Annotated in this window: 12 protein-coding genes; 6 read left to right on the plus strand and 6 right to left on the minus strand. The window is 35.8% G+C overall.

Annotated elements, in window-relative coordinates:
* Positions 1-354 precede the first annotated feature (354 nt).
* Positions 355-828 (plus strand): tRNA (uridine(34)/cytosine(34)/5-carboxymethylaminomethyluridine(34)-2'-O)-methyltransferase TrmL, encoded by a 474-nt coding sequence (gene trmL, locus CRO00_RS13270; protein ID WP_097074147.1) that lies wholly within the window; start codon positions 355-357, stop codon positions 826-828.
* A 41-nt stretch (positions 829-869) separates the two neighbouring features.
* Here the strand turns inward: trmL and CRO00_RS13275 are convergent, their stop codons facing one another.
* Positions 870-1,850, minus strand: a complete 981-nt coding sequence (locus tag CRO00_RS13275) for an NADPH:quinone reductase (RefSeq protein ID WP_097074148.1) — start codon at positions 1,848-1,850, stop codon at positions 870-872.
* A 73-nt stretch (positions 1,851-1,923) separates the two neighbouring features.
* Positions 1,924-2,811, minus strand: a complete 888-nt coding sequence (locus CRO00_RS13280; protein ID WP_097074149.1) for a VOC family protein — start codon at positions 2,809-2,811, stop codon at positions 1,924-1,926.
* Positions 2,812-3,165: 354 nt separating this feature from the next.
* On the opposite strand from CRO00_RS13280, the gene CRO00_RS13285 reads away from it, so the two are divergent.
* Positions 3,166-3,360: a hypothetical protein gene (locus CRO00_RS13285; RefSeq protein ID WP_097074150.1), complete on the plus strand. Its 195-nt coding sequence runs from the start codon at positions 3,166-3,168 to the stop codon at positions 3,358-3,360.
* A 40-nt stretch (positions 3,361-3,400) separates the two neighbouring features.
* Here CRO00_RS13285 and CRO00_RS13290 read toward each other — a convergent pair whose 3' ends face one another.
* Complete coding sequence (locus CRO00_RS13290; protein WP_097074232.1) at positions 3,401-5,014, minus strand: long-chain fatty acid--CoA ligase; 1,614 nt, start codon at positions 5,012-5,014, stop codon at positions 3,401-3,403.
* Between the two features lie 250 nt (positions 5,015-5,264).
* Here CRO00_RS13290 and CRO00_RS13295 point away from each other — a divergent pair, with 250 nt between their 5' ends.
* Positions 5,265-6,053, plus strand: a complete 789-nt coding sequence (locus CRO00_RS13295) for an aldo/keto reductase (RefSeq protein WP_202615679.1) — start codon at positions 5,265-5,267, stop codon at positions 6,051-6,053.
* A gap of 30 nt (positions 6,054-6,083) precedes the next feature.
* Here the strand turns inward: CRO00_RS13295 and CRO00_RS13300 are convergent, their stop codons facing one another.
* From CRO00_RS13300 to CRO00_RS13310, 3 genes are all read right to left on the minus strand, one after another.
* Entirely contained in the window at positions 6,084-6,923 is an 840-nt protein-coding gene (locus tag CRO00_RS13300) for an RluA family pseudouridine synthase (RefSeq protein ID WP_097074152.1), read from the minus strand.
* A gap of 97 nt (positions 6,924-7,020) precedes the next feature.
* Positions 7,021-7,494: a thioredoxin family protein gene (locus tag CRO00_RS13305; protein ID WP_097074153.1), complete on the minus strand. Its 474-nt coding sequence runs from the start codon at positions 7,492-7,494 to the stop codon at positions 7,021-7,023.
* 1 nt (position 7,495) lies between these two features.
* Positions 7,496-7,921: a disulfide oxidoreductase gene (locus CRO00_RS13310; protein ID WP_097074154.1), complete on the minus strand. Its 426-nt coding sequence runs from the start codon at positions 7,919-7,921 to the stop codon at positions 7,496-7,498.
* Positions 7,922-8,121: 200 nt separating this feature from the next.
* On the opposite strand from CRO00_RS13310, the gene CRO00_RS13315 reads away from it, so the two are divergent.
* The 3 genes from CRO00_RS13315 to CRO00_RS13325 all read left to right on the plus strand — a co-directional run bounded on the left by CRO00_RS13315 (position 8,122) and on the right by CRO00_RS13325 (position 11,394).
* Complete coding sequence (locus CRO00_RS13315) at positions 8,122-9,231, plus strand: GAF domain-containing sensor histidine kinase (RefSeq protein WP_097074155.1); 1,110 nt, start codon at positions 8,122-8,124, stop codon at positions 9,229-9,231.
* Between the two features lie 10 nt (positions 9,232-9,241).
* The gene (locus tag CRO00_RS13320; protein WP_097074156.1) at positions 9,242-9,892 is read left to right on the plus strand and encodes a response regulator transcription factor; all 651 of its coding nucleotides are present in this window, start codon (positions 9,242-9,244) and stop codon (positions 9,890-9,892) included.
* 182 nt (positions 9,893-10,074) lie between these two features.
* Positions 10,075-11,394, plus strand: a complete 1,320-nt coding sequence (locus tag CRO00_RS13325) for a glycosyltransferase family 2 protein (RefSeq protein WP_097074233.1) — start codon at positions 10,075-10,077, stop codon at positions 11,392-11,394.
* Positions 11,395-11,599: the final 205 nt, after the last annotated feature.

Here is an 11,599-nt window from a genome sequence, read left to right on the forward strand (position 1 = left end):
AATAGTGGCTGATGTGAAAGTTGCTGAATGGACAAAAGGGCGTGCTGAGTGGACAAAACAATGAGCCGAATGGACAAAAGATCATGCTATGTGTTGACAAGACAATAGCAAGTGAGCAAAACCACAAGCCGAATGGACAAAAAGCTATGCTGAGTGGACAAAACAGAGAGCCGAATGGACAAAAGATCGTGCTATGTGGACAAAACACGGCGCTATTCGAACCAATGTAAAATTATTTGAACGAAACAAAATTGTATTCGCACCAATAAAACCGTTTATGAGAACAAAAGCATACTTTATCCGCACAAAACGGAACCCACAAGCGAACAAAATTCAATAAGGAAGTGTCACAATATGCCATTGCATATCGTTTTGTATCAACCAGAAATTCCAGCCAATACAGGCAACATTGCCCGGACATGTGCTGGTACGAATACATCATTACATCTTATCCATCCACTCGGGTTTTCTACAGATGATAAAATGCTAAAACGTGCTGGTCTAGATTATTGGGAGCACGTAAATGTCGTTTATCACGATTCCCTTGAAGATTTCATTGAATATTCAAAGGATGGCGATGTCTATTTAATCGAAACATATAGTGAGGAACCATTTACTACGCATGATTTTAGTGATCAAGAGCGGGATATCTACTTTATGTTCGGGAAAGAAACGACGGGTTTGCCAAAGGATTTTGCCTATGAACGCCGGGATATGTGTTTACGAATTCCTCAAAGTGATAAAATTCGTTCGTTAAACTTATCCAATACAGCAGCAATTGTCATCTATGAAGCACTAAGACAACAAAATTATCCTGGATTAAAATAAGTTAAAGCCGGTTTGCTAAAATAGCAAATCGGCTTTTCTAATTAGTCTATTAATAGAACCATTTTTCCTTTAGCTTTTTTTGTCAATATATCAATATGTGCTTGTTTGGCTTCACTCAATGGTAAGCGATTTCCAACTTGAGGAATAAGGACCCCTGACTTTAATAATGCAGAAACACCAATTAAGCATTCTTCATATTCTTTCTTTGGTATGTTAAAAATGGCTGTTCCTAAAATGTCGCATTCTTTGACCATTGTAAGTCGCGGATTAATTTCAATGGTGCCACGGTTTCCAATAATCACAATTCTACCATAAGGTGCGATAAGTTTTAGGTCTGTTTCTAAATTTTCATTGGCTAAAAATTCAATAATAACATCGGGACCAATGCCATTCGTTAGTGCTAATATTTCATCAATAGCATCTACTTTAACATGGTTGCAAACATATTGAGCTCCACTAGATTTTACGAGTTGTTTGCCTTCTTCACTTGAAGCTGTGCCAATTACTGTTGCCCCAAAACTAGTTGCCATTTGAACAGCTAACAAACCAACGCCGCCACTTGCTCCATGAATTAACACAGTTTCACCAGGTTTTATGTTTGCCCGTTGAAATAATGCGCGGTAAGCAGTAATTGCAGGGATTCCTAAAGCAGCACCTTGTTCATAACTTACTGAATCTGGTAATAAGTGAACTGTATTAGCATCACATACTACTTTTTCTGCATAAGTACCAGTATTCCTTTTTGCTAATAATGCCGCCACAAATACACGGTCGCCAATTTTAACGTGGGTAACGCCTTCACCTATTGACTCCACAATACCTGCTCCATCAAAACCAGGTGTATATGGGAGGTCCGGTATAAGAAATGCATATGTGCCTGTTCGTACATAGGCTTCATTTGGGTTAACCCCGGCAGCATATAATTTAACGCAAACTTCATTATTGTCAGGTTGTGGGTCTTCTATTGTTTTGTATTGTAAAACATCAGGTTCACCAAACGTTGTCATTTGAATTGCTTTCATAGTGTCCTCCTAAAAAGATAGATTCTACCTTCAATTATTTACCACAAATGCTAGAAGGTCCACTATGAAAAACTTATTCACCTTCTAAAGTGAAAATAATACGTATGCCTGATGGGTCTTCTGTTGAAAATGCTTGAGATCCACCAAATTTAGGTGCACTTTCAAAGTGTTCGACAGTAGCACCGACAGCCGTTAAATTTTTCTTTATTTGTTCAGCTTGTTCAGCATTATCTAACACTAAAGTAAAGGATTTTAAGCCAACGCTATTTTCAGGAGCTTTGACGCCACCTTCACTATTCCAAGTATTTAGTCCAATATGATGATGATATTTCCCAGTAGAAATAAATAACGCTTGCTTTCCGAAACGAGAAACAACTTCAAATCCGAGTGCTTCTGTATAAAATTTTTCTGTTGCAGCTAAATCTGAAACGGATAAATGGATATGTCCCATGACCGTGCCTTCTGGAAGACCGTTCCATTTGCCATCACCATCTGCCATAATTGACTGAATATTTAATTGTTCGGTTACCATATGAACAGTGGAGTCTCCATACCATATCCATTCGCTTTCTGGACGGTCGATGTAGACTTCAATGCCGTTACCATCTGGATCATATAAATAAAGTGCTTCACTAACATGGTGATCACCAGCGCCAATTCGTACATTTTTTTGTGCAATATGTTGAATAAAGTTTCCTAAATCTTTTCGTGTCGGAAGTAAAATTGCAAAATGATAAAGACCAGTTTGACCGCCTGCTAGAGGTTGTGCATTTTCTACTTGTTCCAAAGATAAAATACTAGTTGCTCCATCAAAAGTTAATACAGCAGTTTTTTCATTTTTCTCTAGCACATCAAAACCGATGATGTCTTTGTAATACTCGATGGAACGCTCTAAGTTTGAAACTTTCATTTGAACATGTGAAACATACATATTTGGCTTTTTATGAAAATGTGTCGGCATAGGAAGCCTCCTTAGTTAATATACTTACTTTATGTAACTAAGTATATTTTGTATAGTGATAAAAAGTCAAGTAATACAAAATAAAAAGGACTGACACATTCGTATCAGCCCTTTTTGGGTGGAAATTATTTTTCTGATTTGTAGTTTCCTTCATAGCCTGCAGTGAAGATCGCGCAAAGGAAAGCAGCACAAACACCCAGAATTAATATTAAATTCATGAAGTATCCTCCTCATGTATAGATAAAACTCTCTATTCAGTATAGCTCAAATAATAGTACTTTACTACATTAATTTTGTGTCGAACTTGGTTCAAATCTTATTATTTGGGAATAGTAAAATAAGGAGGTTGAGTAAATGGAGAATGAACGAATGGAACCGAGTGGGCATATGACAAATAATATGGGAGATTTAATCTGGCTCGGAAAGCAAATGGAACGTATGCGTGATGGGGCTCAACTGGAAGAAGATTTACGTTTCCCAGATCCGATTCAGTTTGATGACCTCGATAATGACAATGATGAAAAGCAAAGTTTAACAAGGAAAAATTAATAGTTTGGCTAGCCCGAAAATGTGCGGACTAGCCAATACTTTATACATTCACTTTATAATCTTTTAAATCTTCTCGTAATTTTGCTTTTAGGAATTTTCCTACAGACGTTTTAGGGATTTCGTTAATAAAGACTACATCATCTGGCAGCCACCATTTCGCAAATTGACCATCTAAAAATTCTAGTAATTCATCTTTCGTTACATCTTTTCCTTCTTTCAAAACAACACAAGCTAAAGGACGTTCTTGCCATTTCTCGTGAGGAATCGCAATTACTGCTGCTTCAAAAACAGCTTCATGGGTCATAAGTGCATTTTCTAAATCAACAGAAGAAATCCATTCGCCACCACTTTTAATAAGGTCTTTTGTACGGTCTGTAATTTTGATATATCCTTCTGGCGTAATAACAGCAATATCCCCTGTATATAACCATCCGTCTCGGAAAGCTTCTGCAGTTCTTTCATCTTTATAATATTCATCGGCAATCCATGGTCCCTGGATTCGTAGTTCACCCATTGTTTTGCCATCCCAAGGAACTTCACCATTTTCATTGACAACTTCTGTATTTAAAAGTGGAACAGGTAATCCTTGTGTTGCACGAATGTCTAATTTTTCCTCAGGCGACCATTCTTCTATAGCTGAAGTGTAATTTGATAAGCTAACAATCGGCGTTGTTTCTGTCATCCCATAGCCAACGACGAATGGTACATTAAATTTCTCCTCAAAAGTTTTAATCAATCCTTTTGGTGAAGCAGATCCACCACAAACTACTGCCCGCAATGAGGACAAGTCACGTGGATTTTTCTCTTGTTCTTGTGCAACTCCTAACCATATTGTTGGCACACCTGCTGTAACAGTTACCTTTTCTTGTTCAATTAAGTCAAGTAGTAATGGAGGATTAAACATTGGACCAGGTAGAACTTGCGTTGAACCATAATTTACTGCAGCAAATGGCATCCCCCAAGCATTTACGTGGAACATTGGAACGACAGGCATAATTATATCTTTTTCTTTTAACCCCATACTATCCGCTAATCCAAGGGCAAGACTATGCAAAACTAATCCGCGGTGGGAATATACAACCCCTTTTGGCATGCCAGTTGTAGCACTTGTATAACACATACCTGCAGGAAGGTTTTCATCTAAATCTCTAGGGAAATCGAAGTCATCACGCGCTTCTTCTAAAAGTTGCTCATAGGAATATACATTTGGGAAACTAGATTTTGGAACTTCTTTATTATCTTGCATCACAATAATATGTTTAACAGTTTTTAAAAATGGAATCGCTTTTTCAAATAATGGGAATAAATCGCCATCAATTAATAAAATTTCATCTTCGGCATGATTAATGACATAGATAATATGTTCTGGAGATAAACGAATATTGATCATATGCAAAATTGCACCGGTACAAGGAACAGCAAAGTAGGCTTCAAGATGACGATGGTGATTCCATGCAAATGAACCTACTTTTGTACCGCGCTTCATCCCAAGTTTTGTTAAGGCATCTGCTAATTTTCTAGTCCGTTTAACATAATCTTTGTAAGGGATACGATGAATTTTTTCAGCACTTGTTCTAGAAATAATCATTTTTTCTGGAAAATACTTTTCTGCTCTTTTTAAAAAACTAGTTAACAATAATGGTGTTTCCATCATAAGCATCAGCTCCTCCAAATAATATCCAAAGAGACAAAAGTCCTTCATACTTATATATTAAAAAGTAGTATAAAATAGAACAGTTTAAAGAAGAAAAATAGGAGAAATTTAGTAGAGAAGAAACTATTAATTTGGAGGAAGTCACATTCGTTTAAGAGCGGTTGTAATCGTCGTATAATAAAAGATATTGAAATAAGGAGTGAACATAGTGACTGTGATACCATCAAAAACATTAGCAAATAGAGTAGAAATGCCTTATGTTGGTCTTGGTGTTTATAAAATGACAGACCGTGAAGAAGCTTTGCAAGCGATAGCAAAGGCACTTGAAATAGGCTACCGCGCAATTGATACAGCAGCACTTTATAATAATGAAGTGGAAGTAGGAGAGGCCATTCGTCATTCTGGAATTAAACGTGACGAAATTTTCGTAACGACAAAAGTTTGGAACAATGATCAAGGTTATGACGAAACTTTACGTGCTTTTGAAACATCCTTGAAAAAACTAGGTCTTGACTACATCGACTTATATTTAACTCATTGGCCTGTTGAGGATAAATTTGTCGAGACGTATCGAGCAATTGAAAGACTATATGAAGAGAAATTAATTCGAGTGCCAGGCGTTTCAAACCATCATGCTCATCATTTAGAAAAAATCTTTGCAAAGGCAAATGTATTGCCAATGGTAGATCAAATCGAATTGCATCCATATTTATCTCAAGAAGAATTACGTGCATTTTGCAAAGAACATGATATTGCAGTAACGGCATGGTCTCCTCTAGGTCGTGGTAAAGTATTAAAAGACGAAACGATTTCTAAAATTGCATCAAGCGTTGGGAAAACAGCAGCTCAAGTAATTTTACGATGGCATTATCAAAATGACGTCATTACCATTCCAAAGTCGGTAACCTTAAATCGTATTGAAGAAAATATGCAAATTTTTGATTTTGAATTAACATCCGAACAAATGACACAAATTGATCGAGTTAATAAAAATGAACGCGTTGGGCAAAATCCAGATACTTTCCACTTTGATTTCTAATAAAAAAAGCTTGGGTCAACGATAATTGACTCAAGCTTCATCTTTCACAACAATTTTCTCATTTAAAAATGGATGTTCAAATTCTAGTTGGATGGCATGTAATTCATAATCGCCGGAAGCAGTGTTTCTAGCATTATACATCGTATCTCCAACAATTGGGTGGCCGATATGTGCCATATGAACACGGATTTGGTGGGTGCGCCCTGTTTCTAAAATTAAATGAACAATACAAGTATTTTTAAAACGTTTAACTACTTCAAAATGTGTGATGGCATGTTGACCAGATTGTGAAACGACTCGTCTAGTTGCATGGTGTCGGTCTTTTCCAATCGGTGCATTGATTGTACCACTTTCTTGCCGAATATTTCCCTGTACCTCTGCACTATACATACGGATAATTGATTTTTCCTCAATCATACGGTCGAATACAGATTTTGCAATAGGGTGCTTTGCAACAAGTAATAGTCCTTTTGTTCCACGATCTAATCGATGTACGTGTTCTGCATAATCGCCACCATTTGCTTTGATGTGTGCCATTACGTGGTTCATACAAGTATCCGTATCATGTTCATCATTAGGATGAGTGGCCATTCCTTTTGGCTTTGATACAATTAAACAGTGGTCGTCTTCATAACGAATATTCACTTCACATAAATCTGTTGGAAAATAATTTGATTTTGGCATTTCAAAAGTAAATTGAATGATGGTGCCTACTTTTAATTTATCATTCCATAGTACTGGTGAACCATCCTCATAAGTAACTGCTTTTGCCATTCTTAATTCATGAACGATCTTTTTACCTAAACGCCATTTTGTACGGAGCAATTGTTCAACGGTTAAATCGGGTTGTGCAATTTCGTATCGGAACATATTATACCTCCAAAATTGTGGATACTTTCAATCATAAACATTTTGCTGACTAAAAAAGAAGACAAAGCCGATGAATCGACCTTGTCTCATCTATCAATTATTTTTCCACTTGTCCTAAGAAATCATAAATAACTTTTGTATCTTTTGAGTAATCTCCAACAATACGGCTTACCTCTTTACCTTCATTGAAGTAGATTAATGTTGGTGTAGCTTCTACTTTGTAGTCATCCCAACCTTGTTCATATTCTAAAATGTTTAACTGATCGATTTGAACACCAACCTCATCTGCAATTGGCATTAAGGCAGGTGTCATTTCCATACAGTGTGGACATTCAGGACTAAACATATAAGCAACAACTGGTTCACCTGAAGCAATTTTTTCTTTTAACACATCGGGAAGTATAATATTTTGATAATTTTCATTATCTAATAAATCGATAGTAGATTGCTTTAAATTATCTGTATCATATGGATTGTTAGCTAATTTATCTTTATTCGATAAGTTTGTTAATAAAATAATCGCGATAAAAAGTACAACTACAACCGCACCTATAATTCCTAACTTTTTCAATTTACTTTTCCTCCTTTAGAACTTTTATTATGTAAAAACTCGTAATGGCAATTAAAATAAACGCAACTAAAGCTAAAAATGGAATCGTGATAAACCCAAGATAATTAATATATTGTCCTGAACAAGGAACTCTTCCACAAACAGGAGCATTGTCTCTTAAAAAATCTAGCTTTTGTATTCCATAATGGTAAAGGGAAATTGAACCACCAATACATGAAAAAACTGCTGTTGTAACAGCAATGCGAGCATTTTTTTGTATGTATGCTACTGTAGTCATTAAAAAAATCGGGTACATTAAAATTCGCTGATACCAGCATAACTCACATGGTTCATAGCCCCGTACTTCGGAAAAATATAACGATCCTAGTGTTGCTACTAATGAAATGAGCCAAATAAATAGCAAACTATTTTCTAGCTTTTTTTTCATATGCCTCTCCTAAAAATGTGTTTTGTTTTGCTGTATTGATTATAGTTTGTTCATAAATAGAAGTAAATCAATTTGAATTAATTTATTTCGACAATATAATGAGTTTATAATATTCTGTGAAAAGGTAACATTCAATGTAAGTGAGAGAATAAAATAAGAATTCTACAATGTAGGGCTACTGTTACATTAGAGGTGGAGATATGAATGATAACTCAAATATTACAATCCTAAAAGAAATTGCGGAGTTATTAAATGAAGAAACAGACATGATTCCAATGTTAAAAGGTGCTTTAACTAAATTTTTAAAAGGTACCAACTTTAAAACAGGCTGGATTTTCTTTATTAACGATAAAGGGAAATCAGAATTAGTTGTGCACGAGAACTTACCAGAAGCCCTTCAATATAATGATTGTGAACATTTGAAAACGGGCGGATGTTGGTGTGTATCGAGATATCGAAATAATGAATTAAAAAAAGCATCTAATATTATTGAATGTCAGCGAATTGAAGCGGCAATCGAGGCAAACGTTGGAGACCCAGCAGGCATTACCCACCATGCTACTGTTCCTTTACAATCAGGTGATGAACGCTTTGGAATATTGAATGTTGCATCTGCAAATACAGTAAGTTTTACCGATCAAGAATTGGAGCTTTTAGAATCAGTGGCGTTTCAAATGGGTTCTGCTATCAAACGAATTTGTTTAACAAAACAAGAACAAGAAATAGCCCTCGTACAGGAGCGCAATCGACTTGCTAGAGATTTACATGATTCAGTTAATCAATTATTATTTTCAGTTACATTAACTGCACGAGCAGGAATTGAGATGAGTGAGCAACAAGATATAAAAGAAACGTTTAAAGAAATACAACAACTTACCCAATCAGCGCTAACAGAAATGCGTGCCCTAATTTGGCAATTACGCCCAAAAGGTTTAGAGAGTGGATTGATTGAAGCCATTAAAGCATATGCAGAAATGTTAAATATAAACTTAACAGTCAATGTGTCAGGTGTGATTCAGTTTCCATCTCGAATTGAAGAAACGTTATTTCGTATTGCCCAAGAGGCGTTAAACAACGTGCGAAAACATTCAGGAGTACAGGAAGCAATTTTATATTTAACAGTAACACCGACAGATATATTGTTGGTCATAAAAGATGAGGGGCGAGGGTTTATTATTGACCCTGAGTTAACGATACCTTCCATTGGGCTACAATCAATAAGAGATCGTGCTATTGCAGTTGGGGGAACAGCAGATGTAGTAAGTGAAATAGGGAAGGGGACGGAATTATTAATCCGTTTACCATATTAGGGGGGTCATTATGATACGTGTTTTAATTGCCGATGATCATCATGTTGTGCGTCGTGGATTATTGTTTTTTTTAAAAACACAGAAAGATATTGAAGTCGTAGGAGAGGCAAAAAACGGATTAGAAGCAGTTGAACTTGTTGAAACATTACGACCAGATATTGTGTTAATGGACCTTGTTATGCCTGAAATGGACGGTATACAAGCAACAAAAAAAATAAAATCAAAATGGCCCGATGTTTCCATTTTAATGCTTACGAGTTTTTCAGATAAGGATCATGTACTACCCGCGCTTGAGGCAGGTGCTACTGGCTATCAGTTAAAAGATATTGAACCAGACGACTTAGTGAATTCCATACGGCAAATTATGAGTGGAGAAAATATTTTACATCCATTGGCCAATTCGAAATTAGAAGAAACACTACGAGAAGAAGAAAATTTACCTCATGTTAAAAATCCTCTAACACCGAGGGAACAAGATGTTCTTGCAGAGTTAACGAAAGGGAAAAGTAACCGTGAAATTGCTTCATCCTTATTCGTAACAGAAAAAACAGTAAAAACGCACATCTCCAATATCTTTACAAAATTAGAAGTTCAAGATCGTACACAAGCAGCTCTTTATTCTGTAAAACATGGTTTAACTGTTGGAAGTTCAGATAGATAAAAGTATAGATTTATAACGTAAGAATGCTGTTTATATCCGTTCTTACGTTTTTTTGTCACACAAAAAATTTCTCTTGTTTTTTTTATTATTAAATAGTATTCTCATAGTGGAAAAATTTTAAAATAAAGGGGAGCACATGGTTGATCGGAAAATTAGCTTCCTCACCAGACAAAAACAAGAGGATATTTTCAAGAAGGGGTGCGGATGGATATATCCCTTTACCTAAAAAGCTTCAGCTAGCCCATACTGGTGCTCTAATTTGGTTACTGTTATCTATTTATCTTTCTTTAAATTGGGTAAAAGAGCTGTCGCTAATCGTTACTTTACCAGTAGCACTTTTTATCATTGGGGGAATTGCGTATATCCCTGGATACATAAATGCATTTAATGTAATAAGTTTATTATTAGACCGTCAACCAAAGTTTAAAGTGTCGAATCCGATTGTGCCTGTAACGATATTAATAGCTTGTTATAATGAGGAAAAAAATATTCGCACGACTTTGCAATATCTACATAAACAATACTACCTTGGTGAGATAAAAATAATTGTTATCGATAATAATTCAACAGACCGTACTGCAGATTGTGCAAGACAGTTTGCCAAGAAATTTAATATGGACATCCGTGTAATTCACGAATCAAAAAAGGGAAAACATCATGCTTTAAACAGTGCATTAAAATTAGTGGATACTCCCTATACCATCATTTTAGATGCAGATACTATTTTAATGCCGGGCTCATTAAGATATATTGTATCAAGACAATTAACAGCTCCTGAGGAAGTAGTCGCAACGGCGGGAGCAATATTAGTTCGAAACGGTCGTAAAAGTTTTTGGACAAAATTGCAAGAGTGGGAATATTTCCTTGGTATAGCTTCCATAAAAAGAATGCAAGGAATGTATCAAGGAACATTAGTAGCACAAGGCGCATTTTCAATTTTTAAGACAAAGAATTTAGTTGATTTAGGTGGATTTCCGGATGTTATTGGAGAAGATATTGTTGTCACGTGGCTTTTATTAGGGAAAGGATATAAAGTTTATTTTGAGCCGTTAGCTGTTGCGTTTACAGATGCACCAGAAACATTTCAACATTTCCAAAGACAACGATCTAGGTGGGCTAGAGGGATGATTGAAGCATTAAAGCAAATAAAACCTTGGCAGCAACCGAATAGTTTTCCGCGATATGCCACATTTTTAAATTTACTTATGCCATATATTGATATTGTCTATTCCTTAGCATGGATTCCAGGTCTTTTATTAGCCTTTTTCGGAATAACATGGATAGCTGGACCCATGACGTTATTAGTTTTACCTTTAGCGCTTTTACAAAGTTTTATTTTATACAACTATCAAAAAAATGTATTTAAGCATTTAAATCTTCGCATTCGAAAAAATAAAATGGGTTTTATTTTATATGTTTTGCTATACCAATTTATGTTATCGCCAATTTCTTTATATGGATATATCGAAGAAGTATTTAAGTTGAAAAGGGTATGGAAATAAAAAAATGCCGATTCTTTTGAGGAAGCCACTGAAAAACAAAATACCGATAAAAATTTATAGTAATTATTTGCTTCTAAATAGAAGGTGGGATTCACTTCGCTTTCCACGGGCTTGGCTTCAGCCTCCTCGTCGCAAGCTCCTGCGGGGTCTTCAGCTCAAGCTGTTCCCGTAGGAGTCTTCGTGAATCCCACTTCCTAAAAGATCT

The sequence above is a fragment of the Ureibacillus xyleni genome (assembly GCF_900217795.1).
In the GTDB taxonomy this organism is placed as follows: domain Bacteria; phylum Bacillota; class Bacilli; order Bacillales_A; family Planococcaceae; genus Ureibacillus; species Ureibacillus xyleni.